Origin of the sequence: Streptomyces typhae, assembly GCF_009755605.1 — a bacterium.
GTDB lineage: Bacteria > Actinomycetota > Actinomycetes > Streptomycetales > Streptomycetaceae > Streptomyces > Streptomyces typhae.
On sequence record NZ_WPNZ01000025.1, the window covers coordinates 13043 to 39107 of the forward strand.

At 73.5% G+C, this 26065-nt stretch carries 21 protein-coding genes; 14 read left to right on the forward strand and 7 right to left on the reverse strand.

Features of this window, described 5'->3' with window-relative positions:
• Nucleotides 1-4: 4 nt before the first annotated feature.
• On the reverse strand, nucleotides 5-1414 hold the full coding sequence (locus tag GPA10_RS33565) for an FtsX-like permease family protein (protein ID WP_157168764.1): 1410 nt from the start codon (nucleotides 1412-1414) through the stop codon (nucleotides 5-7).
• A gap of 170 nt (nucleotides 1415-1584) precedes the next feature.
• Between GPA10_RS33565 and recN the strand changes: the two genes are divergently transcribed.
• Together recN and GPA10_RS33575 are read left to right on the forward strand one after the other, a co-directional pair.
• Nucleotides 1585-3333: a DNA repair protein RecN gene (gene recN / locus GPA10_RS33570; protein WP_157168765.1), complete on the forward strand. Its 1749-nt coding sequence runs from the start codon at nucleotides 1585-1587 to the stop codon at nucleotides 3331-3333.
• A gap of 476 nt (nucleotides 3334-3809) precedes the next feature.
• Complete coding sequence (locus tag GPA10_RS33575) at nucleotides 3810-4955, forward strand: glycosyltransferase family 4 protein (RefSeq protein ID WP_343041614.1); 1146 nt, start codon at nucleotides 3810-3812, stop codon at nucleotides 4953-4955.
• Nucleotides 4956-4971: 16 nt separating this feature from the next.
• On the opposite strand, the gene GPA10_RS33580 is transcribed toward GPA10_RS33575, so the two are convergent.
• Nucleotides 4972-6606: a PucR family transcriptional regulator gene (locus tag GPA10_RS33580; protein ID WP_157168766.1), complete on the reverse strand. Its 1635-nt coding sequence runs from the start codon at nucleotides 6604-6606 to the stop codon at nucleotides 4972-4974.
• Nucleotides 6607-6737: 131 nt separating this feature from the next.
• A complete protein-coding gene (locus GPA10_RS33585; protein ID WP_058852333.1) occupies nucleotides 6738-8549 on the reverse strand; it encodes a glycoside hydrolase family 15 protein in 1812 nt (603 codons plus the stop codon).
• 471 nt (nucleotides 8550-9020) lie between these two features.
• Here GPA10_RS33585 and pyrG point away from each other — a divergent pair, with 471 nt between their 5' ends.
• The 9 genes from pyrG (at nucleotide 9021) to GPA10_RS33630 (ending at nucleotide 20335) form a co-directional block, all read left to right on the forward strand.
• Complete coding sequence (gene pyrG, locus GPA10_RS33590) at nucleotides 9021-10676, forward strand: CTP synthase (protein WP_157168767.1); 1656 nt, start codon at nucleotides 9021-9023, stop codon at nucleotides 10674-10676.
• A gap of 122 nt (nucleotides 10677-10798) precedes the next feature.
• On the forward strand, nucleotides 10799-11425 hold the full coding sequence (locus tag GPA10_RS33595) for an NUDIX domain-containing protein (RefSeq protein WP_058852235.1): 627 nt from the start codon (nucleotides 10799-10801) through the stop codon (nucleotides 11423-11425).
• A 565-nt stretch (nucleotides 11426-11990) separates the two neighbouring features.
• Entirely contained in the window at nucleotides 11991-13970 is a 1980-nt protein-coding gene (locus tag GPA10_RS33600) for a tetratricopeptide repeat protein (RefSeq protein ID WP_157168831.1), read from the forward strand.
• 255 nt (nucleotides 13971-14225) lie between these two features.
• Nucleotides 14226-15341: an alanine dehydrogenase gene (ald, locus tag GPA10_RS33605; protein ID WP_343041615.1), complete on the forward strand. Its 1116-nt coding sequence runs from the start codon at nucleotides 14226-14228 to the stop codon at nucleotides 15339-15341.
• 356 nt (nucleotides 15342-15697) lie between these two features.
• The gene (locus GPA10_RS33610) at nucleotides 15698-16831 is read left to right on the forward strand and encodes a ParA family protein (protein WP_157168769.1); all 1134 of its coding nucleotides are present in this window, start codon (nucleotides 15698-15700) and stop codon (nucleotides 16829-16831) included.
• A complete protein-coding gene (locus tag GPA10_RS33615; RefSeq protein WP_079087047.1) occupies nucleotides 16816-17433 on the forward strand; it encodes a hypothetical protein in 618 nt (205 codons plus the stop codon). The genes GPA10_RS33610 and GPA10_RS33615 overlap by 16 nt, the downstream gene beginning before the upstream one ends.
• Nucleotides 17434-17478: 45 nt before the next feature.
• Nucleotides 17479-18456 carry a segregation/condensation protein A gene (locus GPA10_RS33620; RefSeq protein WP_157168833.1) on the forward strand — a complete coding sequence of 326 codons (978 nt, stop codon included), beginning with the start codon at nucleotides 17479-17481 and terminating at the stop codon, nucleotides 18454-18456.
• Between the two features lie 71 nt (nucleotides 18457-18527).
• On the forward strand, nucleotides 18528-19160 hold the full coding sequence (gene scpB / locus GPA10_RS33625; protein ID WP_058852336.1) for an SMC-Scp complex subunit ScpB: 633 nt from the start codon (nucleotides 18528-18530) through the stop codon (nucleotides 19158-19160).
• Nucleotides 19160-20335, forward strand: a complete 1176-nt coding sequence (locus GPA10_RS33630) for a pseudouridine synthase (RefSeq protein WP_058852238.1) — start codon at nucleotides 19160-19162, stop codon at nucleotides 20333-20335. Before scpB ends, GPA10_RS33630 begins: the two co-directional genes overlap by 1 nt.
• Before the next feature lie 55 nt (nucleotides 20336-20390).
• Here the strand turns inward: GPA10_RS33630 and GPA10_RS33635 are convergent, their stop codons facing one another.
• The 4 genes from GPA10_RS33635 to GPA10_RS33650 all read right to left on the reverse strand — a co-directional run bounded on the left by GPA10_RS33635 (nucleotide 20391) and on the right by GPA10_RS33650 (nucleotide 22984).
• Nucleotides 20391-21128 carry a nucleotidyltransferase domain-containing protein gene (locus GPA10_RS33635; RefSeq protein ID WP_157168770.1) on the reverse strand — a complete coding sequence of 246 codons (738 nt, stop codon included), beginning with the start codon at nucleotides 21126-21128 and terminating at the stop codon, nucleotides 20391-20393.
• Between the two features lie 22 nt (nucleotides 21129-21150).
• Nucleotides 21151-21645 (reverse strand): Rieske (2Fe-2S) protein, encoded by a 495-nt coding sequence (locus GPA10_RS33640; RefSeq protein ID WP_343041616.1) that lies wholly within the window; start codon nucleotides 21643-21645, stop codon nucleotides 21151-21153.
• Complete coding sequence (locus GPA10_RS33645; RefSeq protein ID WP_157168771.1) at nucleotides 21642-22235, reverse strand: DUF6529 family protein; 594 nt, start codon at nucleotides 22233-22235, stop codon at nucleotides 21642-21644. The genes GPA10_RS33640 and GPA10_RS33645 overlap by 4 nt, the downstream gene beginning before the upstream one ends.
• 62 nt (nucleotides 22236-22297) lie before the next feature.
• A complete protein-coding gene (locus tag GPA10_RS33650; protein ID WP_157168772.1) occupies nucleotides 22298-22984 on the reverse strand; it encodes a hypothetical protein in 687 nt (228 codons plus the stop codon).
• A 416-nt stretch (nucleotides 22985-23400) separates the two neighbouring features.
• Between GPA10_RS33650 and GPA10_RS33655 the strand changes: the two genes are divergently transcribed.
• The 3 genes from GPA10_RS33655 to GPA10_RS33665 all read left to right on the forward strand — a co-directional run bounded on the left by GPA10_RS33655 (nucleotide 23401) and on the right by GPA10_RS33665 (nucleotide 26034).
• A complete protein-coding gene (locus GPA10_RS33655) occupies nucleotides 23401-24492 on the forward strand; it encodes a prephenate dehydrogenase (RefSeq protein ID WP_343041617.1) in 1092 nt (363 codons plus the stop codon).
• A gap of 175 nt (nucleotides 24493-24667) precedes the next feature.
• The gene (cmk, locus tag GPA10_RS33660; protein WP_198550473.1) at nucleotides 24668-25372 is read left to right on the forward strand and encodes a (d)CMP kinase; all 705 of its coding nucleotides are present in this window, start codon (nucleotides 24668-24670) and stop codon (nucleotides 25370-25372) included.
• Nucleotides 25330-26034, forward strand: coding sequence for a lysophospholipid acyltransferase family protein (locus tag GPA10_RS33665; RefSeq protein ID WP_241845615.1), 705 nt, complete (start codon nucleotides 25330-25332; stop codon nucleotides 26032-26034). Before cmk ends, GPA10_RS33665 begins: the two co-directional genes overlap by 43 nt.
• Nucleotides 26035-26065 lie beyond the last annotated feature (31 nt).

The following is a 26065-nucleotide window of genomic DNA, read 5'->3' on the forward strand; positions in this document are numbered from 1 at the left end:
GGGGTCAGGTCGCGGCTATCACCGTTATCGCGCGGCGGCGCAGTGCCGCCGCCACCGGCAGGCCCGTGGCGCCGAGGGTCAGGAGCAGTGTGCCTGCCGCGATGGCGGTCGGGACCGTCCACGGCAGGTGCGGTACGGCCGAGCCGAAGGCGGTGCTCAGCATCGGGGCGAGCGTGGCGAGGGAGATCGCGGCGCCAAGGAGCAGTGCCGTACCGGCGACGACCACCGCCTCCCAGGCGGCCATGGCCCGCACCTGGCGGCGCTGGGAGCCGACGACCCGCAGCAGGGCCAGGTCGCGGCGGCGCTCGAAGGAGATCATGGCGAGGGTGTTCGCCGAGGCGATCGCGGCGAAGCCGGCGTACAGCGACGTGCCCGTGTAGTCCATCCAGACCTCGCCGGTGCTGCCCGCCGAGCCGGTGTGGTGCTGTGCCGTCGTGTGTATGGCGATCTTCGTGAGGCCGAAGCCGACGACCAGGAGCAGCGGCACCACCGCCGCGGAGAAGCGGCGGGGCTGGGAGCGGACGTTCAGCATCGCCAGGCGCGCCGCGCCGCCGCCGAGCCTGCCCACGACCGCGGAGACCAGCCGGGCCGCGGGCCCGACGACGCGCGGCCCGAGCAGCCCCGCGCCCACGCAGAACAGGATCAGGACGAGGAACGCGCCCTCGCCCGCCTCGTCCGCGGGCTGCCGGGAGAGCAGCATCGACAGCGTGGCGCCGCCCGCGACCGCGAGCAGGCCGAGGGGCGCCCGCAGCAGGCCGAGCCCGCGTCGCCCCGCCGCTGCCTCGTCCAGGGCGCGCGCCGGGCGCAGCAGGGAGAACCGGAGCGAGGAGAGAACCGCGGCGAGTGCGGAGGTGACCACCGCCACGGCCAGGCAGACGGGCAGCGCAAGCCAGCTGAAGCGGAAGGGCACCTCGGCCGGGACGAGGCCGTGGCCGACCATCCCGCGGAACCAGAACCGGGCCAGGACACCGCCGAGCGCGAAGCCGGCGAGCGCCGCCGGTACGGACGCGGCGAGCGCCTGGACGGCCACGGCCCGGCGGACCTGCCGGGGTCTGGCGCCGATGGAGCGGACCAGGGCGAGCTCGCGGTGCTGCTGGACCACGGCGGTGCCCATGGTGGACGCGACCACGAAAATCGACATGTAGACAGAACCGATCAGGAGGACGGTTGCCGTGTCGCCCACGCCGTTCTCGGTGAGCCGGTGCCGGGCGTGCGCCGAGAGGCCGTCCGCGCTCGTGGTCCACAGCATCGTCGTCGACGCGCTCACCACGGTCGCCGCGAAGAGCGCCGCGACGGCCGTGCCGACGAACGCCGGGCGGTGGGAGCGCAGGGCGGCCCGCGCCAGTCCTGTGCCTCGTCGGAGCCCCGCGCCTCGCCTGTGTCCCGTACCCCGCCGGGACGTGCCTGTGTTCATACCGTTCATGATCCGGCGCGGGGTCGGCCCGTCACCATGGTGGCGTCCTCAGGGTTTCCCTGTGGAAAACCCCACCCCGGCGGGTGAACAGGGAGTTTCCGGGCGCCCCGCCACCTGCGCGTTCCGGCGCGGAGACCGGGGCACGTCGCACGGCGGCCCCCTGACCTCGTATGGTCTTGTCCGTGTTGGAGGAGATGCGGATACGGTCGCTCGGAGTCATCGACGACGCGGTGGTCGAGCTGTCGCCCGGCTTCACCGCCGTCACCGGTGAGACCGGCGCGGGCAAGACCATGGTCGTCACGAGCCTCGGCCTGTTGCTCGGCGGGAGAGCCGACCCCGCCCTGGTGCGGATCGGTGCCAAGTCGGCGGTCGTCGAGGGGCGGATCACCGTGCCCGCGGGCGCCGCCGCGGCCGTGCGCGCCGAGGAGGCCGGGGCCGAACTCGACGACGGGGCGCTCCTCGTCAGCCGCACCGTCTCGGCCGAGGGCCGCTCCCGGGCCCACCTCGGCGGGCGCTCCGTGCCCGTCGGCGTCCTCGCCGAGCTGGCCGACGAACTCGTCGCCGTGCACGGCCAGACCGACCAGCAGGGCCTGCTGAAGCCCGCCCGGCAGCGCGGCGCGCTCGACCGGTACGCGGGCGAGGCCGTCGCCGGGCCCCTCGACAAGTACCGGGCCGCGTACCGCAGGCTGCGCGCCGTCACCACCGAGCTCGACGAGATCACCACGCGCGCCCGCGAGCGCGCCCAGGAAGCCGACATGCTGCGCTTCGGCCTGGAGGAGATCGCCGCTGTCGAACCGCGCGCGGGCGAGGACACCGAACTGGCCGCCGAGGCCGAGCGCCTCGGCCACGCCGAAGCCCTCGCCTCCGCCGCGACCGTCGCGCACGCGGCCCTCGCCGGCAATCCCGAGGACCCCGAGGGCGTGGACGCCACGACGCTGGTCGCGGGCGCCCACCGGGCCCTGGAGGCCGTCCGCTCCCACGACGCCGCCCTCTCCGGCCTCGCCGACCGCATCGGCGAGATCGGCATCCTCCTGTCGGACGTCGCGGGCGAGCTCGCCGGGTACGCCGACGACCTCGACGCCGATCCGCTGCGGCTCGCCGCCGTGGAGGAGCGCCGGGCCGCGCTCACCCAGCTCACCCGCAAGTACGGCGAGGACATCGGTGCCGTGCTCGCCTGGGCCGAGGACGGCGCCACCCGGCTCACCGAACTCGAGGGCGACGACGACCGTCTGGCCGAGCTCACCGCCGAGCGGGACGCGCTGCGCGCCGAGCTCTCCGGGCTCGCCCACGCCCTGACCGAGGCGCGCGTCGAGGCCGCCACGCGGTTCGCCGCCGCCGTCACCGAGGAACTGGCCTCGCTCGCCATGCCGCACGCGCGCGTGACCATCGACGTCCGGCAGAACGACGACCCCGACGGCGTCGAGATCGACGGCCGCACGGTCGCGTACGGGTCCGCCGGGGTCGACGAGGTCGAGCTGCTCCTCGCCCCCCACCCGGGGGCACCGCCGCGGCCCATCGCCAAGGGCGCCTCCGGAGGCGAGCTGTCCCGGGTCATGCTCGCCGTGGAGGTCGTCTTCGCCGGTACGGACCCCGTGCCCACGTACCTCTTCGACGAGGTCGACGCCGGGGTCGGCGGCAAGGCCGCGGTGGAGATCGGGCGGCGGCTCGCGCGGCTCGCCAAGTCCGCGCAGGTCGTCGTCGTCACCCACCTTCCGCAGGTGGCCGCGTTCGCCGATCGGCAGTTGCTCGTCGAGAAGACGAACGACGGGTCGGTGACGCGGTCCGGGGTGCAGGTGCTCGAAGGGGAGGACCGGGTGCGGGAGCTCTCGCGCATGCTCGCCGGGCAGGAGGACTCCGAGACCGCTCGGGCGCACGCGGAGGAGTTGCTGGCCGCGGCCCGGGGGGACGACAGGCCCTAGGCGCGTTGCCCTCGCGGGGCGCCCCGCTCCCGCCCCTTCTCCGAAACCAGGGGCGCTGCGCCCCCTGGACCCCAGCTCTTGTCGGCGCTTCGCGCCTCGTCCTCAAACGCCGGACGGGCTGAAACTTCACCAGACGGCCTGAAGCTTCGCCGGACGGGCTGAAAGAACTTCGCCGCGCGCCGGAAATCCGCCGTACCGGCGAGAATCGCGGGCAGACGGAGTGCGTGGAAGGGCGTGCGCTCGCCCGAGTGGGTGATCCGGTGCGCGGAGTTGTCCGGCCCGAAGCTGAAGGGACCTTTCAGCGGTGCCGGAACGGGCGGGCGTACTGGCATTCTTGGCGCAGTGCGAGCACGTCCCGCACGCGAACACGTCCCGCACGCACAGCCCGCACACAAGGCACAGCCCGCACCGCCGGCGCCCCACCCACCCCCCGGTGCGCCGCCCAGCCGCCGACCCGACCCAGGAGCCCCGGCCACGTGAGCCACGTGAGCACCCCCGTCCCGCAGTCCAGGCCGCGTCTGCACACCGTGCAGGTGCTCGGCGGTGGCAGCGCGGGCAGCAGCGCGCACGTCAGGTCCCTGGCGACAGGGCTCGCCGCACGGGGCGTGCGTGTCACCGTGTGCGCCCCCTACGAGGCGGACGAGGCGTACGACTTCGCGGGCACCGGCGCCCACCACGTCCCCGTGCCGCGCCGCGGCGACCCGGCGTCCCTCGCGGCCCTGCGGGCGGCCTGCGCGGACGCCGACCTGGTGCACGCGCACGGACTGCACGCCGCGCTGCGTGCCGCGCTCGCCCTCACGGGGCGCCGCGTCCCGCTCGTCGTCACCTGGCACACCCGCGCCCACGCCACCGGCACCCGCGCCCATGTGCTGCGGGCCCTGGAGCGGCGGGTGGCGCGGGCCGCCACCGTCGTCCTCGGCACCTCGTCCGACCTCGTGGACCGCGCCCGCGGCCGGGGCGCCCGCGACGCGCGCCTCGCCCCCGTCGCGCTGCCCGCGCAGCGCCACGACCCCGACCACGACGCGGACGCCGAGCCCGCCGGGCCGCGCCACAAGGCCCGCGCCGACCTCGGCGCCGTGGACCGCCCGCTGCTGCTCGCCGTCGGATCGCTGGACGCCCACCGCGGCTACGACGTCCTCCTCGACGCCGCGCACGCGTGGTGCGGCCTCGACCCGCAGCCGCTGCTCGTCGTCGCGGGGGAGGGGGCCGAACGGGCCGCCCTACAGGCACGCATCGAGGCGGAAGGGCTGCCCGCGTGCCTCGTCGGGCGGCGCGAGGACATTCCCGAACTCCTGGCCGCCGCCGACCTCGTGGTGCTGCCGAGCCAGTGGGAGTCGCGGTCCCTGCTCGCCCAGGAGGCCCTGCACGCGCGCGTGCCGCTCGTCGCCACCGCCGTCGGCGGGATCCCCGAACTCATCGGCGACGCCGCGGAACTCGTTCCGTACGGCGACGCGCCCGCCCTCGCCGAAGCCGTCGTACGGCTGCTCGCGGACGACGTACGCAGGCAGGAGCTGAAGGACCTCGGGACCGCCCAGGCCGCGACCTGGCCGACCGAGGACGAGACGGTCGCGCAGGTCCTCAGCGTCTACGACGAGTTGACCCAGCCTCTCACCTCGTACTAGATCCTCCGCGGGGTCCTCACGCGAGGTGCCGCCGGGCCCGCAGGGCCAGGCTCAGGGCGAGGACCGTCTGCGGGTCGTCCAGGTCCGTGCCGAGCAACTCGCCGATCCGGGCCAGGCGGTTGTACAGAGTCTGGCGGTTGAGGTGCAGCTCGCGGGCGGTCTCCGCCTTGCGGCCCGCGTGTGCCAGATAGGTCTGGAGGGTGGGCAGCAGGGGCGGCTTGGAGCGGTGGTCGTGTGCGCGCAGCGGGCCGATCGCGCGGTCCACGAACGCGGCGAGCGCGGTGGGGTCGTGCTGGTGCAGGCGCCACAGGAGCAGGTCGATGTCCAGCCGGCGGGCGTCGTGCCAGGGTCTGTCCGGCAGCCCCTGCGCCGCCGTCGCCGTCTCCGCCGCGTGCCGCAGGCCCGAGGCCGCCGCCGCCCAGCCGCCCGCCACACCCACCACCACGACCGGTGGCTGCGCCCCCGCCCGCCGCGTGCCCGCCCGTTCCACCCCCGCCCGCAGCGCCGCGGCCACGCGGTCGGCGACGGTACCCCGCTCGGCCTCGGTCCGCAGCCCGAGAAGAAGCGGAACCCTTCCTTCCACCGGGCGTACGCCGAGCAGGACCGGCACCCCCACGGCCGCGAGCTCCTCGCCGACGGCGCGGGCGAGCACCGCGAGGGCGGCCCCGGCCGGCAGCCCGTCGGGGACGCGCATGACCATGGGCAGGAGCGGGCTCGAACCCGGCTTGAAACCGAGCACCCGGGCCTGCGCGGGCGCGTCGTCGGCGGTGATCCGGCCCTCGGCGAGGTCGGTGAGGAAGTCGCCACGGCCGCGGGCCGCCAGTTCCTCCTCCTGCCGCGCCTGCATCAGGACGACCGCGAGGCTGCCCGCGGCCCGCTCCGCCGCGATCCGGTGGACGGGGAGCAGCGCCGACTCCACGGCGAGCAGGACCAGGCGGGCCCGCACCGAGCCCGCCCCGGGACCGCCGCCCGGCACGTCCACGAGCACCGCCCCCGCGGGCGGCTCGGCCCGGTCCTCGGGGCGCCCGCGCAGCCCCTCCCAGACCTGGAGCGGGTCCGCGCAGGCGCTGCCCGCCCCCGCGGCGTACAGGAGCTGGCCGTCCGCCGTCTCCAGGAACACCGCGTTGCCGCTGAACTCCGCGAGGACGGTGAGGACTTGGGGGACGCCGCCGCCCGAGAGCAGCGCCTCGGTGCAGCGCCGGTGCACCTCCTCGGCGCGGCGCAGGAGCGTGTAGTGGCCGTTGACGATCTCCGTGTGCACCTCTTCGGTGACCGTCACGAAGGGCACCTCGCGGTGCAGTTGGACCAAGGGCAGTCCCGCCGCGCGCGCCGTGTCCACGAGGGCGGCGGGGAGCCGGGCGAAGCGCGGCCCCAGCTCGACGACCAGGGCGGCGATGCCGCGCTCGGCGAGGTCGCGGACGAAGGCGCGCTGCTCCGCGGGGCGGGTGCCGAGCCCGAGCCCGGTGGTCAGCAGGAGCTCGCCGCCCTTGAGGAGCGAGGCCATGTTCGGGACCTCCCCGGCGTGCACCCAGCGCACCGTCCGCTGGAGCCGGTCGGCGCCCGCCACGACCTCGGGGAGCCCGCCGCGCAGCCCCGGGAGCTCCAGCGCCCGCTGTACGGTGATGCCGCCCTGGGTGTCCTGACTTTCCATGGGGCGGACGCTACCTGACCTGGACATGAGCGTCGGCGGGCGCCCGGAGCGGCGGGGTCCGGGGCGCCCCGCGTGTCCTGGCCGCCGGGACTTCGGCGCGGTCGCCCGCGCCGAAGTCCGCCGCTCGGGCGCTAGCCCCCGTACGCTCCGGAGGCCGTGAGCCGCAGGGCCGTGTCGATGAGCGGCACGTGACTGAACGCCTGCGGGAAGTTGCCGACCTGGCGCTGCAGGCGCGGGTCCCACTCCTCGGCGAGCAGACCGAGGTCGTTGCGCAGGGAGAGGAGGCGCTCGAAGAGCTTGCGGGCCTCGTCCACGCGGCCGATCATCGCCAGGTCGTCGGCCATCCAGAAGGAGCAGGCGAGGAACGCGCCCTCGTCGCCCTCCAGGCCGTCCACGCCCTCGTCGTCACCGGAGGTCGGGTAGCGCAGGATGAAGCCGTCCGGCGTGGACAGCTCGCGCTGGATGGCCTCGATCGTGCCGATGACCCGCTTGTCGTCCGGCGGCAGGAAGCCGACCTGCGGGATGAGCAGCAGGGAGGCGTCCAGCTCCTTGGAGCCGTACGACTGGGTGAAGGTGTTGCGCTCCTTGTCGTAGCCCCGCTCGCAGACGTCCCGGTGGATGTCGTCGCGCAGATCGCGCCACTTCTCCAGGGGGCCGTCCGCGTCGCCGGACTCGATGAGCTTGATGGTGCGGTCCACGGCGACCCAGGCCATCACCTTGGAGTGCACGAAGTGGCGGCGCGGCCCGCGCACCTCCCAGATGCCCTCGTCGGGCTGGTCCCAGTGCGTCTCCAGATAGCGGATCAGCTTGAGCTGGAGCAGCGAGGCGTAGTCGTTGCGGGCGAGGCCGGTCATATGGGCCAGGTGCAGGGCCTCGGTGACCTCGCCGTACACGTCGAGCTGGAGCTGGTGGGCGGCGCCGTTGCCCACGCGGACCGGTGCCGAGTCCTCGTACCCCGGAAGCCAGTCGAGCTCCGCCTCGCCGAGCTCGCGCTCGCCCGCGATGCCGTACATGATCTGGAGGTTCTCCGGGTCGCCCGCGACCGCGCGGAGCAGCCACTCGCGCCAGGCGCGGGCCTCCTCGCGGTAGCCGGTGCGCAGCAGCGAGGAGAGCGTGATGGCGGCGTCGCGCAGCCAGGTGAAGCGGTAGTCCCAGTTCCTGGAGCCGCCGATGTCCTCCGGCAGGGAGGTGGTGGGCGCGGCCACGATGCCGCCCGTGGGGGCGTACGTCAGGGCCTTCAGGGTGATCAGGGAGCGGACCACGGCCTCGCGGTAGGGCCCGTGGTACGTGCACTGCTCGACCCACTCGCGCCAGAACTCCTCCGTGGCCGTGAGGGAGGCCTCCGGCTCCGGATGGGCGGGCTGGCCCTTGTGCGAGGGCAGCCAGGAGATGGTGAAGGCGACTCGGTCGCCGGGGGCGACGGTGAAGTCGGAGTACGTCGTCAGGTCCTTGCCGAAGGTCTCGGCGGTGGTGTCGAGCCACACCGAGTCCGGTCCGGCGACGGCCACCGTGCGCCCGTCGACCTTGTGCACCCACGGCACCACGCGGCCGTAGCTGAAGCGCATCCGCAGTGCCGAGCGCATCGGCACCCGGCCGCTGACGCCCTCCACGATCCGCACCAGCTGCGGGTTGTCGGACCCGCGCGGCGGCATGAAGTCCGTGACCCGCACCGTGCCGCGCGGGGTGTCCCACTCCGACTCCAGGATCAGGGAGTCCCCGCGGTACGACCGGCGGGCCGCCGCCGGGGGCGGCCCGCCCGGCGCATGGGCCGGGCCGAGCCGCCAGAAGCCGTGCTCCTCCGTGCCGAGGAGGCCCGCGAAGACGGCGTGGGAGTCGAAGCGGGGCAGACACAGCCAGTCGACCGTGCCGTCCCGGCAGACCAGCGCCGCTGTCTGCATGTCTCCGATGAGTGCGTAATCCTCGATGCGCCCGGCCACGTGCATCCCCATTCAAACGGCCACGTTCGCCCGCTCACGGGGCGCTCGTTCTACGGTCAAGGGTTCGCTGTAAAACGAACTGCCGGCCCCGGATGTTTCCCTTGGTCTTCCGGAAGTGCTGACGGCGGTGGTTCCGCCCGCGCACACGGCTCGGCAGAGAGTGTCCGAGCAACATACATCGACGCCCCGGAAATCTGCCCGCTCGTCCCGGCAACGTGAGTACGCCGAACGTGTTCCGGATGCGGACGGTGCCGATCCGGTACCGTCCGGTGCCCGCACAATGAAGATCATGTAATTGATGGGGGGGCGCGTGTCAAGACGTGGCCGGAAGCAGCCCCTCCCGGTCGCTGATACCCTGGTAGCCCGTGAGCCGGTGGTCATCGAACCCCCGAACCGCAGCGACGGCACCCCCCTCCGCACCCGGAGCGGACCGCCACGCACCTTCAGACCGCGACGCACGGGAGTCCCCCCTTGGCCATGCCACCCACATCCACGACGACCAAGCACATCTTCGTCACCGGGGGTGTCGCCTCCTCCCTCGGCAAGGGCCTCACGGCCTCCAGCCTGGGTGCGCTCCTCAAGGCCCGGGGCCTCAGGGTCACGATGCAGAAGCTCGACCCGTACCTGAACGTCGACCCCGGCACCATGAACCCCTTCCAGCACGGCGAGGTGTTCGTCACCAACGACGGCGCCGAGACCGACCTCGACATCGGACATTACGAGCGGTTCCTCGATGTCGACTTGGACGGCTCCGCCAATGTCACTACAGGCCAGGTGTACTCGCAGGTCATCGCCAAGGAGCGGCGCGGCGAGTACCTGGGCGACACCGTGCAGGTCATTCCGCACATCACCAACGAGATCAAGCACCGCATCCGGCGTATGGCGACCGATGACGTGGACGTCGTCATCACCGAGGTCGGCGGCACCGTGGGCGACATCGAGTCCCTCCCGTTCCTGGAGACCGTGCGCCAGGTGCGGCACGAGGTCGGCCGCGACAACGTCTTCGTGGTGCACATCTCGCTGCTGCCCTACATCGGCCCCTCCGGCGAGCTGAAGACCAAGCCGACCCAGCACTCGGTCGCCGCCCTGCGCAACATCGGTATTCAGCCGGATGCGATCGTGCTGCGCGCCGACCGTGACGTGCCGATCGCCATCAAGCGCAAGATCTCGCTGATGTGCGACGTGGACGAGGCCGCGGTGGTGGCCGCCATCGACGCCAAGTCGATCTACGACATCCCGAAGGTGCTGCACACCGAGGGCCTGGACGCCTACGTCGTGCGCAAGCTCGACCTGCCGTTCCGCGACGTGAACTGGACGCAGTGGGAGGACCTGCTCGACCGGGTCCACAACCCCGACCACGAGATCACGATGGCCCTGGTCGGCAAGTACATCGACCTGCCCGACGCCTATCTGTCGGTGACCGAGGCGCTGCGCGCGGGCGGCTTCGCCAACAAGGCCCGCGTCAAGATCAAGTGGGTCACGTCCGACGACTGCAAGACCCCGGCGGGCGCGGCCAAGCAGCTCGCCGACGTGGACGCGATCTGCATCCCCGGCGGCTTCGGCGACCGCGGCGTGTCCGGCAAGGTCGGCGCGATCCAGTACGCCCGCGAGAACAAGGTGCCGCTGCTCGGCCTCTGTCTCGGCCTGCAGTGCATCGTGATCGAGGCGGCCCGCAACCTCGCGGACATCCCGGACGCCAACTCCACCGAGTTCGACTCCGCCACCTCGCACCCGGTCATCTCCACCATGGCCGAGCAGCTCGACATCGTCGCGGGCGAGGGCGACATGGGCGGCACCATGCGGCTCGGCATGTACCCGGCCAAGCTCGCCGAGGGCTCCATCGTGCGCGAGGTGTACGACGGCAAGGAGTACGTGGAGGAGCGCCACCGCCACCGTTACGAGGTGAACAACGCCTACCGCGCCGACCTGGAGAAGAAGGCCGGCATCCTCTTCTCCGGCACGTCGCCCGACGGCAAGCTCGTCGAGTACGTCGAGTACCCGCGCGAGGTGCACCCCTACCTGGTCGCCACGCAGGCCCACCCGGAGCTGCGCTCCCGGCCGACCCGCCCGCACCCGCTCTTCGCCGGCCTGGTGAAGGCCGCCGTCGAACGGCAGCAGGCCGCCGGGAAGTAACACCGGGATACGGTTGCCGGGGTACGCGCCCTGCGGGGCGCGCGCCCCGGTTTCTGTTTGTTCGCACACGTGGCTGCACGCCGGTGCACGCACGGTTGCTCGCAGTGGGAGGACAGCACGACATGACGATCAAGGACACCGCCGAGGAGTGGCAGGTCACGGCGAGCGAGACCCCGTTCGTCGGCAACAAGACCTCGGTGCGCACCGACGACGTCGTCATGCCCGACGGGTCGGTGGCCCGCCGCGACTACCAGGTCCACCCCGGCTCGGTGGCCGTGCTCGCCCTCGACGACGAGAACCGCGTCCTGGTCCTGCGTCAGTACCGCCACCCCGTGCGCCACAAGCTCTGGGAGATCCCCGCCGGTCTGCTCGACGTCCCCGGCGAGAACCCGCTGGGCGCCGCCCAGCGCGAGCTGTACGAGGAGGCGCACGTCAAGGCCGAGGACTGGCGGGTGCTCACCGACGTGTACACCACGCCCGGCGGCTGCGACGAGGCCGTGCGCGTGTTCCTCGCCCGTGACCTCTCCGAGGCCGAGGGCGAGCGCTTCGAGGTCGCCGAGGAGGAGTCCGACATGGAGCTGGCCCGGGTGCCCCTCGCCGACCTCGTACGCGGTGTGCTCGCCGGTGAGCTGCACAACAACTGCCTGGTCGTGGGCGTCCTTTCGCTCACCGCGGCGCTCCGTGGCGACGGCGTGGACTCCCTGCGCCCGGCCGACGCGCCCTGGCCCGCACGGCCGTTCGAGGCCTGAGCGCCGGGCTCCCCTCCGGCACCCCCCGTTCGGCGGCGGGCGGTCCGACGATCCCTTGATCCGATCGGGCGACTTCCGGGCGCCGTACGTCCCGGAACGGCGCAGCGCCTGAACTAGGCTCTGAAAGCGTCCCGCCCGGAGTCCCGGCGGGTTCGTGCGCAGGCGGACGGGAGCGTTACCCGTGACGGATCAGGCGGTCGACACGGACGGTTCGACGGTTTCTGGCGCGGGGGCCCCTTCTGGCGCGGGGGCCTTGGACGCCGCGGGTTCCGGCTCGGCGGTCACCGACCCGGAACCCGCGGGTGCGACAGGAGCCGGCCTGATGGGCACGAGGTCGGCTGCCGCCGGTGCGGCGGATGCGGATTCCGGCTCGAAGGCCACAGGTGCGGCTGCCGCCGCCTGTCCGGCGGCATCCTCGACGGCCCGCGGGGCGACCGTCGAGGGGCCGGCGGGCACGCGTTCCGCCGCTCGCACCGCGGCCGAGCCGGAGCCGGGCAGCGGCTCGGCGGGCGCCGGGGCCCGTGGCGGCGGTGGCGGCAGCTGGTTCGTCGGGCGGCACCGGGAGCTGAAGGAGCTGCGGGCCGACATCGGACGGACGGGGCTCGACACGCTCACCGGCCGGAAGGCGCCGCGCGCACGGGTGCTGCTCGTCGTGGGGCGCCCCGGCTCCGGCCGCACCGCGCTCGCCGAGGAACTCGCCGGGCAGCTCACCGGCGACTACCCCGACGGCGTGCTGCGCGCCCGCCTCACCGACCCCGACGGCGCACCCGTGCCCACCGAGCGCACCGCCCGCGAACTCCTCGACGCGCTCGGCGAGTCCGCGCCCGCGGGAGCCGACGAGGACGACCTCTCCGCCGCCCTGCGCACCGCGCTCGACGGCCGCCGCGCCCTGCTGCTCCTGGACGACGTGGCGAACGGCGACGGCGAGGGGGAGGGCGCCGCCCAGGTCGACCCGCTGCTCCCGGACAACCCGGACTGCCTGGTCGTGGCCGTGTCGTCGGGACCGCTCACCGGCATCCCCGACGTCCGCCCCTGCACCCTCGGCGGCCTGGACACCAAGGCCGCGCTCGACCTCCTCGCCCGCAGCGCGGGGTCGGTGCGCATCACCGTCGACCCGCGCTCGGCGGAGAGCCTGGTCGAGGGCTGCGGCGGCAACCCCGCCGCCCTGGTCCTCGCCGGGGGCTGGCTCGCCGCCCGCCCCAAGGCAGCCGTCGCCGACCTGGCCAAGCAGGTCCGCGACCGCTCCGACGAAGGCGCCGGAGGCGCCGCGGACGCTGTGGGCTCCGGGCTCACCCGGGTCTTCCAGCACACCTACGCCGCCCTGCCCACCCCCCTCGCACGGATGCTGCGCCTGCTCTCCCTGGCCCCCGCCGGCCACGTCGACCCGCACACGGCCTCCGCGCTCGCGGGCAGTTCGGTGTCCGCCGCACGCGACGCCCTCGACGACTTCGTCGTGCTCGGACTGCTGCGGCCGGTCGCGTCGGACCTGCCGCAGTACGAGGTCCCGGGCTGCCTCGTGCCGCTGCTCAAGGAGTTGACGCGTACTCACGACAAGCCGGGGGAGGTGCAGTTGGCCCGCGCCCGGATGCTGGAGCGGACCGTTCGCCTGCTCCAGTCCTGCCGGGCCGTCACCGAACCCGAGGGCTCGCCCGCGCGCAAGAAGCTCGCGGGTCTGCCGCGCGCACTGCGCTTCCCCCACCCGCGCGCCGCCGCCGAGTGGCTGCGGATCCGGCGGCCGGCGCTGCTCGCGGCGGCCCGGCTCGCGGTCGCCGACGGCGAGCTCGACACCCTGGCGCGCCGCCTGATGTCCGCCCTCGCCCGCGCCCTGGTCGCGCACCACGGCACCCAGGCCGCCGCCCCCGATCTCTACGGCATCCACCGGCTCGTCCTCGACGTCGCCGAGCGCCGCGACCTGCCGCGCGAGCAGGCCGCGGCGCTGCTGAACCTCGCGGACCTGGACGCGCAGACGGGACGCACGCACGACGCCCTGGCCCGCTACCGCGCCGCGCTCGACTGCGGCCGGGCCGCCGGGGACCCGTACGCGATCGGCCGCGCCATGGAGTCCGTCGGCGGCGCCCATCAGGAGCTCGGGGACTGGCAGCGGGCCGCCGACTGGTACGGCAGGGCCCTGGCCCACCGCCTCGCCCGCGGCGAGCGGGCCGACGCCGCCCGGCTGCACGGCCGCATCGCCACCACCCACACCTACGCCGGGCGCTACGGCGAGGCCCTGCGCAACTGGCGCTCGGCCGTGGCCGGGCTGCGCAAGACCGGCGACATCGCGGGCCGGGCGCGGGCGCTGAGCGAGATGGCCCGCGTCCAGGAGTACGCGGGACGGCCCGAGGAGTCGCTGCGCACCTGCCGGGAGGCGGCCGAGTGGGCGCGGGAGGCGGCGGACGTACGGCTGCAGGCGGCGCTCCAGGTGCGGCTGGCCGACACCCTGGAGCGCCTCGGCGACCCGACCGCCGCCGGGCTGCACCGCGCGGCCGCCGAGCGCATGCTGGGAAGTGAGTTCACCGAGGTCGCGGGGGATGCGGCGGTGCACTGACAGGACGCGTGAGCGCAGGTGAGGGTGCCCGAGGGTGCGCCATGGATCGCAGGAACGCTGGTGGAGCGTCCACCTCCGCCTACGAAATCCGTAGTGCTTTCGGTCATGATTAAAGCTTTGGAAGGCTAGACACCGAGAAATCCTTCATTAGACTGGCTCCGCCGCGTGCTTCCGTGGTGTCTTCCGATGCGCCCGTTTGCGTACCGGTATGTACTACTTTGCCCGAACCCCCCTGAGCCAAGGACCGTGATCGACGTGAAGGTCGGTATCCCCCGCGAGGTCAAGAACAACGAGTTCCGGGTGGCCATCACCCCCGCCGGCGTGCACGAGCTGGTGCGTTACGGCCACCAGGTCGTCATCGAGCGGAACGCCGGTGTGGGCTCCTCGATCACGGACGACGAGTACGTCGCCGCGGGCGCCCAGATCCTGGAGACCGCCGACGAGGTGTGGGCCGCGGCCGACCTGCTCCTGAAGGTCAAGGAGCCGATCGCGGAGGAGTACCACCGCCTCCGCAAGGACCAGACGCTCTTCACCTACCTGCACCTGGCCGCCTCCAAGGAGTGCACGGACGCCCTCCTGGAGTCCGGCACCACCGCCATCGCGTACGAGACGGTGGAGACGGCCAACCGCGCACTGCCGCTGCTCGCCCCGATGTCCGAGGTCGCGGGCCGCCTGGCCCCGCAGGTCGGCGCCTACCACCTGATGGCCGCCAACGGCGGCCGCGGCGTGCTGCCGGGCGGCGTCCCGGGCGTGGCCGCCGGCAAGGCCGTCGTCATCGGCGGCGGCGTCTCGGGCTGGAACGCCGCGCAGATCGCCATCGGCATGGGCTTCCACGTGACCCTGCTCGACAAGGACATCAACAAGCTCAAGGAAGCCGACAAGATCTTCGGCACGAAGATCCAGACGGTCGTCTCCAACGCCTTCGAGCTGGAGAAGGCCTGCCTGGAGGCCGACCTCGTCATCGGTGCCGTCCTCATCCCGGGCGCCAAGGCCCCGAAGCTGGTCACCAACGAGCTCGTCTCCCGCATGAAGCCGGGAAGTGTCCTTGTCGACATCGCGATCGACCAGGGCGGCTGCTTCGAGGACTCGCACGCCACCACGCACGCCGAGCCGACCTTCCCGGTCCACAACTCGGTCTTCTACTGCGTCGCCAACATGCCCGGCGCGGTGCCCAACACCTCCACGTACGCGCTGACCAACGCGACGATGCCGTACATCGTCGAGCTGGCGAACCGCGGCTGGGTCGAGGCCCTGCGCCGCGACCCGGCGCTCGCCCTGGGTCTCAACACCCATGACGGCAAGGTCGCTTACAAGGAGGTCGCCGAGGCCCACGGTCTCGAGCACGTCGAGATCGAGTCGCTGCTCGGCTGAGTCGGTCGGGCGAAGTCGTCAATCTCACGCCCGCGGCCGGACCTCGTGAGGGGTCCGGCCGCGGGCGGTTGGGCGTACACTCGCTCAACTCGCCTTGAACGTAAACAAATGGGCGGTTCGTCCACCACGCAAACGCAGCGACTACCTGCGGTGTGCCCTTGACATCGGGATGTTCCATTGCCGACACATCGGGCCGGGTCCGGCGGATTGTGTTGCTGCGGAGCGGTGACACGCCATAGAGTCGCCAATCGTCGGCATGGTGCCACGCTGACCTATCTAGAAATTTCCTGGTCACCAAGGAGGTAAGACGACTTGTGAATGAGTCGACATTTGCTCCCGGGGGTGGTCAACCAGGAATGGCTGGACGAGGCCAGGGCCCCGTCGGGCTCCAGGCTGTCGGCTCCGTCGCTGTCCGCACCTTCGAAGCCCGCCAGAGTCCGCAGCCGACACAGTCAGCACCCCAGAGCATGGATGGCCATCACGTGAACGCCATGGCCGGCGACCGGAGTGGCGAGAACACCACCCCCACCCCCCTCGCCGACTACGAGGAACTGCCCCAGGGTCACTTCTACGACCCCGACGCGGAGTACGAGCCCGATCCCGAATACGCGGCCACGCTCGCCCCGGACGCTGCCCGTCAGCGCCGCGAGCGCATCGGCCCCACGGGACGCCCGCTGCCGTACTTCCCGATCCCGGGGCCGCTGACCGACCACGGACCCGCGAAGATCATCGCGATGTGCAACCAGAAGGGCGGCGTCGGCAAGACCACGTCGACCATCAACCTGGGCGCGGCGCTCGCGGAGTACGGACGCCGGGTGCTGCTCGTCGACTTCGACCCCCAGGGCGCGCTCTCGGTGGGCCTCGGTGTGAACCCGATGGAGCTCGACCTCACGGTCTACAACCTGCTCATGGAGCGGGGCATGTCCGCCGACGAGGTCCTGCTGAAGACCGCGGTCCCCAACATGGACCTGCTGCCCAGCAACATCGACCTGTCGGCCGCCGAGGTGCAGCTCGTCAGCGAGGTCGCGCGCGAGTCCACGCTCCAGCGCGCCCTGAAGCCGCTCATGGCCGACTACGACTACATCGTGATCGACTGCCAGCCCTCGCTCGGCCTGCTCACGGTCAACGCGCTCACCGCGGCGCACAAGGTGATCGTGCCGCTGGAGTGCGAGTTCTTCGCGCTGCGCGGCGTCGCCCTGCTCACGGAGACCATCGAGAAGGTCCAAGAGCGGCTCAACCCCGACCTGGAGCTCGACGGCATCCTCGCCACGATGTACGACTCGCGCACGGTGCACAGCCGCGAGGTCCTCGCCCGCGTGGTCGAGGCGTTCGACGACCACGTCTACCACACGGTGATCGGGCGGACCGTGCGCTTCCCGGAGACCACGGTCGCCGGTGAGCCGATCACCACGTACGCCTCCAACTCGGTGGGCGCGGCAGCCTATCGCCAGCTCGCCAGGGAGGTGCTCGCCCGGTGTCACGCCGAGTGAGTCTGCCGGGGGCCGACGAACTGTTCCGTACGACCGGGGGCATGGCGCTGCAGGCGTCGAGCCCGCGACGCCAGGCGAATGGCGAGGCGAGGGTGCCCGCACCGGCGGGCGAGAGCGACGAGGCGGCAGCCGAGGAGTCCCACGCCGCCCCGCAGGAGGACGGCGAGACCGCCGAGCATCCCGGCGGCAGCGAGCACGCCGCGGCGGACGTGGAGTCCGGCGCCGGTTCGCGCACCAGGGGCGGGGCGGGCACCGACGAGAAGGGCTCCACGCGCCGGGCCGCGCAGGAAGGTTCTGCCGCGGCCGCCGGCGGGGGCAAGTCCGCGAACGCCTCCGGCACCACGCCCGCGCAGGCACGGCGCCGCGCGCGAGCCGCCAACCGGCGGCCCAGCGGGCGCGAGCGGCACGACGAGAAGATCACCGTGTACGTCTCCGCCGAGGAGCTCATGGACCTCGAGCACGCGCGCCTCGTGCTGCGCGGCGAGCACGGGCTCGCGGTGGACCGCGGGCGCATCGTGCGGGAGGCGGTGGCCGTGGTGCTCGCCGACCTCGAATCGCGCGGGGACGCGAGCATCCTCGTACGACGGCTGCGCGGGCGCTAGCGGTAGCCTTCCGGCCAGTACGCCGCCGCTTTTCCTTGGACCGTGATGCACATCGACTCCGCCCCCGCCGAGCCACGCCGTTCCCGGCGGTCGTTGGGGCGGGGGCCGGGGGTGGAGGCGCCTCAGGGCCCGCCCGCGGAGCTCCCGGACGCGCCCGCGGAGCAGGAGCGGGAGCAGCCCGAGCCGAGCCGGGAGAAGGAGCCGGAGCCCGACGACGGGCGGTTCACCGTTCGGCTCGCCAACTTCGAAGGGCCCTTCGATCTGCTGCTCCAGCTGATCGCCCGGCACAAGCTGGACGTCACCGAGGTCGCGCTGTCCAAGGTGACCGACGAGTTCATGGCGTACATCCGGGCCATGGGGCCGGACTGGGACCTGGACCAGACGACCGAGTTCCTCGTCGTCGCGGCCACCCTGCTCGACCTGAAGGCGGCCAGGCTGCTGCCCGCGGCCGAGGTCGAGGACGAGGCCGACCTCGCGCTGCTCGAAGCGCGTGACCTGCTGTTCGCGCGTCTGCTCCAGTACCGCGCGTACAAGCAGATCGCCGACATCTTCAGCGGCAGGCTGGAGGAGGAGGCCCGCCGCTACCCGCGCACCGTCGGCCTGGAGCCGCACCACGCCGAGCTGCTGCCCGAGGTCGTCATCAGCATCGGCGCCGAGGGGTTCGCCAAGCTGGCCGTGAAGGCGATGCAGCCGAGGGCGAAGCCGCAGGTGTACGTCGACCACATCCACGCGCCGCTGGTGAGCGTGCGGGAACAGGCCGCGGTCGTCGTGGCGCGGCTCAAGGAGAACGGCGAGGCCAGCTTCCGGGCGCTGATCGAGGAGCTCGGCCCCGACGACACCCTCACCGTCGTCGCCCGCTTCCTCGCGCTTCTGGAGCTGTACCGGGAGAAGGCCGTCGCCCTGGAGCAGGAGACCGCGCTCGGCGAGCTCCTGGTGCGCTGGACCGGCGACGCGGGCGAGGCACCGACCGTGACCGACGAGTTCGACCGCGCACCCGAGCCGGACGAGAAGAGGAAGCAGTGAGCGCCCTGCCTGCGCAAGACGGACCCGCCGAGGACCTCGGCCCTGCCGGAGCCCAGGCCCCCGCCGGAGACCTGCGGTCCGCCGTCGCCGGGCTCGACCTCAGGCCCGCCCTGGAGGCCGTCCTCATGGTCGTGGACGAGCCCGCGACCGAGGAGCACCTGGCGAAGATCCTGCAACGGCCCCGGCGGGCCGTCGCCGTCGCGCTGCGGGAGCTGGCCGACGAGTACACCGCGCAGGGCCGCGGCTTCGAGCTGCGGCTCGTGGCGGGCGGCTGGCGCTACTACACCCGCCCGGCGTACGCGCCCGCCGTCGAGGGCTTCGTCCTCGACGGGCAGCACGCCCGGCTCACCCAGGCGGCCCTCGAGACGCTCGCCGTCGTCGCCTACCGCCAGCCGGTCAGCCGCTCCCGGGTGTCCGCGGTGCGCGGGGTGAACTGCGACGGGGTCATGCGGACCCTGTTGCAGCGGGGGCTCGTGGAGGAGGCGGGCGCGGAACCCGAAACAGGTGCGATCCTGTACAGGACGACGAACTACTTCCTGGAGCGGATGGGCCTGCGCGGCCTGGACGAGCTCCCCGAGCTCGCGCCCTTCCTCCCCGAGGCGGACGCGATCGAGGCGGAGACGCAGGAGGGTCTACCGTCGTTCGATCCGGACGCACCCGATGCGCCGGACGCACGAGACGCAGACGACCAGACGGAACTTTGATGCGAAGCAGCAGCGGCAGGAACAGCAGCGGAAACAACGGCGGGAGCCGTGGTGGCAACAGCGGCGGCCGCGGCAACAGCGGTGGCCGGGCCGGCGGCGCCCGGGGCGGCGCGGGCAACCGGGGCGGTGCGGCCGGCGGCGGTGGCCGCGGCAACCACCGCGGTGCCGGCAACGACCGTGACGACAAGCAGGGCCGCCCCAGCAAGCCCCGCCCCGAGGAGCGTCGCTACGACGTGGGCCCCGGCGCCACGAAGGACGGCCCGAAGTCGGGCCGCGGCGCCTCCGCGCGCGGCGGCGCCAAGGGCGGCCCCAAGCGCAGCCAGGACCAGCGCGGCGGCCGCCCCGCCCCCGGGCGCTCGCGCGAGTACGAGACGCGGGCCGAGGAGCGCAACCGCGAGCGCTACGCGGGCCGCCCGAAGGTCAGCACGCCCAAGACCTTCCCCGGCGCAGAGCAGGAGGGCGAGCGGTTGCAGAAGGTCCTCGCCCGCGCGGGATACGGCTCCCGGCGCGCCTGCGAGGAGCTGATCGAGCAGGCCCGCGTCGAGGTCAACGGCGAGATCGTCCTGGAGCAGGGCCTCAGGGTCGAGCCGGACAAGGACGAGATCAAGGTCGACGGCCTGACCGTGGCCACCCAGTCGTACCAGTTCTTCGCGCTGAACAAGCCCGCCGGTGTCGTCTCCACCATGGAGGACAACGAAGGGCGCCAGTGCCTCGGCGACTACACGAACAACCGCGAGACGCGGCTGTTCCACGTGGGGCGGCTCGACACCGAGACCGAGGGCGTCATCCTGCTCACCAACCACGGTGAGCTGGCGCACCGCCTGACGCACCCCAAGTACGGCGTGAAGAAGGTCTACCTCGCGCACATCGTCGGTCCGATCCCGCGCGACCTGGGCAAGCAGCTCAAGGACGGCATTCAGCTGGAGGACGGGTACGCCCGCGCGGACCACTTCCGCGTCGTCGAGCAGACCGGCAAGAACTACCTGGTCGAGGTGACCCTGCACGAGGGCCGCAAGCACATCGTGCGCCGCATGCTCGCCGAGGCCGGGTTCCCCGTCGACAAGCTGGTGCGGGTCGCCTTCGGCCCGATCACGCTCGGCGACCAGAAGTCGGGCTGGCTGCGCCGCCTGTCCAACACCGAGGTCGGCATGCTGATGAAGGAAGTCGACCTGTAGCGGTCACGGGCACCGGCCCGGCAGCACGCACGGGTGCGGGTGCGGGGGCGGGGGCTCAGTGTCCGAGCGCCGAGTCCCGCCGCACCCGAAAGAGGAAGTCCGCCACGCGGCGGTGGTCCGGCTCCGGCGGCAGCGGAGTGCGGTCCGCCGCCGCGTCGGCCTCCGCCGCGAGCCGCGTCATCCGGGACTCCACCTCGGACCAGGACACCTCGCCGCGCTTGACCGCGAGCAGCGGCTCGCGCTCAGCGCCGACGTCGACCGTGAGGGTGCCGGTGCGCAGCAGATCGCGGCAGGACGTGAGCAGCCGCAGCAGGTGCATGGCGTGCTTCCAGCGCGGGGCACCGTGCAGGCGGACGTCCGCGTCGAGCTTCTTGCGCTGACTGACGGCGTAGCCGGTGAACGTCTCGTGGGCGCGGCGGGACAGGAACGCCCCGCGCAGCGCGAGCAGCTCCCTGCCGGTGTCGTCGACGTGCTCGACGAGCGGCGAGTGCAGGCACTCCAGGATGTTCGGGTTGGCGCGCAGGGCCAGCTCGCAGAAGCGCTCCAGCTCATGGCCGAACTGTTCCTCGGCCGGTCCCTCCACATGGGTCGGCGGCTTCTCGAAGCGCCAGAACAGCGGCGTCGGCGCGACGTACACGCCCCGGCGGTCGGTGTCGCTGCCGTCGGTGGCCAGGCCGAAGGCGCGCGAGCCCATGACGCAGGCGTACACGGTGTGGTCGCGGACGAGGTCGTGCGGCCTGAGGGGCTCGTGCGGCCCGTGGGTGTCCGGCGGGGGCGGCTCGGTCGTGGGCATGACGCGCAGCGTACGGGTTCCGTCACGCCAGGCGGATCGAATTTCCGCTGACGTCGATGGCGCGCTGCGGCAGCGGGCGTGGTGCCGGTCCGCCCGCGACCGCCCCGTCCGCGACCCGGAACCTGCTGCCGTGGCACGGGCAGTTGATCGTGCCGCCGTCGACGTCGCGGACCGTGCAGCCCTGATGGGTGCAGACCGACGAGAAGGCCTTGAAGTCGCCCTCGGCGGGCTGGGTGACGACGACCTTCTCGTCGCCGAGGACCTTGCCGCCGCCGACGGGGATGTCGGAGGTCTTGGCCAGCTCGGGTCCGGCGGGGGTCCGTGGCGCGCTCGCGCCGGGGGAGCCCGGGGCCGCCGGGGGCTTCGTGGGGCTCGGCGGGGGTTCCGCGTCGGCGCTCTCGTCGCCGTACTTCGAGCACCCGGCCGCGGCGGCCAGCGCGCCCGCCACCAGCGCCGTACGCCGTGTGGGCCGCCCTGCCCCCGGCCAGGACGGCACCGGCCGCGGCCCGCCGCTCACGTCGTCACTCCGACCGTACGGAAGAACCACAGCGCCGACGTCAGCCACACCACGGTGAGCACCGCGAAGACGAGCCCGCCCACCACCGGGAGCAGCCGGCCCGGCAGCCGCTCGGAGCGCAGCAGCAGCATCTTGGCGCTGAACGCCCCGAAGAAGAAGCAGCCGAGGAAGGAGTGCCACATGACACGCGTCGAGTACGTCTGGTAGCCGAGCGCGTAGAGGCAGTGCACCGCGACGGGCACCGCCACCAGGAACGCGATCCGGCCCGACCACCGGTGCAGCGCCCCCGACCAGGAGGGCCCCGGCAGCTTCCCGTACACCATGGCCGCCGACACCACCTGGAGCAGCGCGAAGCCGAGCGCCGTCGTGCCGAGCCAGGACTTGACGGCGCTGGTGCTGCTGAAGCCCACGAGGTTGAAGGCGGTGCCCTCCGGGTCGTGGACCTTGCCGTACGCGCCGAGGGCCACCGCCACGGCGGCCGCCACCAGGGCGGGCACCAGATAGCGGGCGGGATGCGGGCGGCGCTCCCCGCTCACGTGCGGCGGCACGGGGAATCCGCCCTGGGTGGGTGCGTTCGGGTCGACGCTCATGAGGGCTCCCTGGTGGACGCGGTACGGCGGGCCGCGTGCGGGTGCGGCCCGCGGGGCGGGGCTCAGGGCACGACGGGGCGTGCGGTGAGGGTGCCGCCGTCGTCCAGGACGACGGCCCCGGTGTCCGGGTCGAGGCGGGGGGCCGCGGCGGTCGCACCGCCGCGGGTGAGAATGCCGACCTGGCTGCCGTCGGGCTGCACGATCCAGCCGCCGTCGGTCTCCTCGCCGCGCACCTCGGCGGTCGCGCGGTACACGCCGGCGGGCTTCCCGGCCCTGGGCGCGGTGAAGTCCCACGCCTTGCCGCGGATCACGACGGTGCCGCGGACCTCGCCGTTGTCCCGGGAGAGCCGCCCGTCGAGCTTCGCGCCGCGCTTGCCGGTCAGGCGCAGCGAGCCGTCGTCGTCGGCGTTCCCCTTCAGCCAGGACTCCGTGGAGCGGCCGTCGCAGAAATAGGCGACGGCCTTGCCGCCGCGCACCGTGACGGCGACCGACGCCGTGTCGTCGTCCGTGCGGCCCGTGTACCGCGCCTCGGCCGGCAGCGGGGACCGCTCGGGCTTCTCCGGGGGCGTGGCGGTGCGGGCGGGGGCCGGGCTCTTCGCGGGGGCGCTCGTGGCGGGCGGGGGCGCCGTGCCGGGTGCGGATTCCCCGTACGAGGAGCTGCCCGTCCCCGACGTCGCGTTGACCGACAGCATGAACAGGGCGAGCACGAGCCCCGCGAGCAGCGTGTACAAGGGTCCTGAGCGCTTCATGTGTGCCCCCCGAGGCGCGGCATGACGGCCCTGCCCTTCCCATGCAAGCCGACCCGTCCCCGGCCGTCCAGGGGCGCGCGGAGGCTGTCGTCGGGTGGTGCGGATGGGGCCTCGCCCCCCGCGCCCGCGCGATACAACGGGGGTGGACGCCGATACGTCGGGAGAACCTCGGCGGGGCAACCTTTGACGTGGCCGCGCGCCGGGCTGACTACCCTTTGTCAGGAGGGCGCGGCAGCGTCATGGAGCACGGCTTGGCACGGCAGGCGCACACGAGCGAGGAGCAGCACGGTGACGGTACGAGGGGTACGGGGGGCCGTCGGACGGGGGCGGCACGGGCCGTGGGCCCGCGCGGAGCGGACAGGGCGGAACGGGGCACGCGTCGCGGCGCCGGGCGCACCGCGTGAGGACGTGACCACGTGAAGACGGCCCTAGTCATCGGCACAGGCCTCATCGGCACGTCGGCCGCCCTGGCCCTCGCGCGCCGCGGCGTCACCGTGCACCTGGCCGACCACGACACGGAGCAGGTCCGCACCGCGGCCGCGCTCGGGGCGGGCACGGGGGAGCCGCCGGAGGGGTCCGTCGACCTGTGCGTGGTCGCCGTACCGCCCACCTACGTCGCCGCCACGCTCGCCGACGCGATGCGCCGCGGCGCCGCGCGCGGCTACCTGGACGTGGCGAGCGTGAAGGGCGGGCCCCACCGCGAGCTCGAAGCCATGGGCGACCTCGACCTGACCGCGTACATCGGCACGCACCCGATGTCCGGGCGCGAGCGCAGCGGCCCGCTGGCGGCCTCGGCGGACCTCTTCGAGGGCAGGCCGTGGGTCCTGACGCCGACGCGGGACACCGACACCCACGTCCTGAACCTCGCCCTGGAACTGGTCGCCCAGTGCCGGGCCGTGCCCGTCGTCATGGACGCGGACGCCCACGACCGCGCGGTCGCCCTCGTCTCGCACATGCCGCACCTGGTCTCCAGCATGGTCGCGGCCCGCCTGGAGAACGCCGAGGAGACGGCGGTACGCCTCTGCGGCCAGGGCATACGGGACGTCACCCGCATCGCGGCGTCCGACCCGCGGATGTGGATCGACATCCTCTCCGCGAACCCGGGACCGGTGGCGGACCTGCTCGCGGACGTCGCCACCGACCTGGAGTCGGCGGTCACGGCGCTGCGGGAGCTCCAGTCGGCCGACGAGAGCAAGCGGCGCGACGGCGCGACGGGCGTCGAGAGCATGCTGCGGCGGGGCAACGCCGGACAGGCCCGGGTGCCGGGCAAGCACGGCACCGCGCCGACGGTGTACGAGGTCGTGGCCGTGCTCATCGACGACCAGCCCGGTCAGCTCGCCCACATCTTCGCCGACGCCGAGCGGGCGGGCGTCAACGTCGAGGACGTCCGCATCGAGCACGCCACCGGACGGCAGGCGGGCCTCGTCCAGCTCATGGTCGAACCGCGGGCGGCGGCGCAGCTCGCGGTGGCGCTCCGCGAACGCGGGTGGTCCTTGCGGCAGCAGTGACGCCGGGGGCGGCGGTGCCGTCCGCGGGGAGGCCGGGCCGGGGCCCGGCGGGGGCGCACGGGAGCTCCTGCCGCGGGACCCGGGAGGGGCCGCGGCCCGGAGCCAGTAACCTTGTGCGGGGCGCCGAGCAGGCGGCCCACCCCGTCCCCCGCACCGAGAAAGGTGTCCGCTCCCCGTGGAATCCGTGGAAAAGACCGCCGCCGCAGGCCCGGCTCCCGTGATCGTCGCCATCGACGGTCCCTCCGGCACGGGGAAGTCCAGCACCTCCAAGGCCGTCGCGGCCCAGCTCGGCCTGAGCTACCTGGACACCGGCGCCCAGTACCGGGCGATCACGTGGTGGATGGTGCACCACGGCATCGACCTCACGGACCCCACCGCCGTCGCCGCCGTGGCCGGCAAGCCGGAGATCGTCTCGGGCACGGACCCGTCCGCCCCGACGATCACCGTCGACGGCACGGACGTCGCGGGCCCGATCCGCACGGCCGACGTCACCTCCAAGGTGAGCGCGGTCAGTGCCGTGCCCGAGGTGCGCACCCGCATCACGGAGCTTCAGCGCTCCATCGCGGGCGGCGCCGAGGACGGCATCGTCGTCGAGGGCCGCGACATCGGCACCACGGTCCTGCCGGACGCCGACCTCAAGATCTTCCTGACGGCGTCCCCGGAGGCCCGCGCCGCCCGCCGCTCCGGCGAGCTGAAGGGCGCCGACGTCGCCAGCACCCGGGAGGCCCTGGTCAAGCGGGACGCGGCCGACTCGAGCCGGAAGACGTCGCCGCTCGCCAAGGCGGACGACGCCGTCGAGGTGGACACCACCGAGCTCACGCTCCAGCAGGTCATCGAGTGCGTCGTCACGCTCGTCGAGGAGAAGCGGGCCGGCAAGTGACCGAGGTACCCGCCGGGCGTGCGGCGCCCTCCGAGCGCGGCGCCGACGTCGGCCGCCGCATCGGTGTCGGCCTCATGTACGGGCTGTTCAAGCCCCGCGTCCTGGGCGCGTGGCGGGTTCCCGCGACCGGCCCGGCGATCCTCGCCGTGAACCACTCGCACAACGTCGACGGCCCCATGGTGATGGGCGTGGCGCCCCGGCCCGCGCACTTCCTGATCAAGAAGGAAGCGTTCGTCGGGCCGCTCGGCCCCTTCCTGCGGGGCATCGGCCAGCTCCAGGTTGACCGCACGACGGCCGACCGCACGGCCGTCACGGACGCGCTCGCGGTGCTCGGCCAGGGCGGCGTCCTCGGGATCTTCCCGGAGGGCACCCGGGGTGAGGGCGACTTCGCCTCGCTGCGGGCCGGGCTCGCCTACTTCGCGGTGCGCACCGGAGCCCCGGTCGTGCCGGTCGCCGTGCTCGGCAGCACGGAGCGGCGCGGGCGGCTGATAAAGAAGCTGCCGCCGCTGCGCAGCCGCGTCGACGTCGTCTTCGGCGACCCGTTCGAAGCGGGCGACGGCAGCGGGCGGCGTACGCGCAAGGCCCTCGACGAGGCCACCGTGCGGATCCAGGGGCGGCTGACCGACCACCTGGAAAACGCCAGGCGCCTGACCGGGCGCTGAGCGAGACTTTCAGTAGTGGACCCGACCGTCC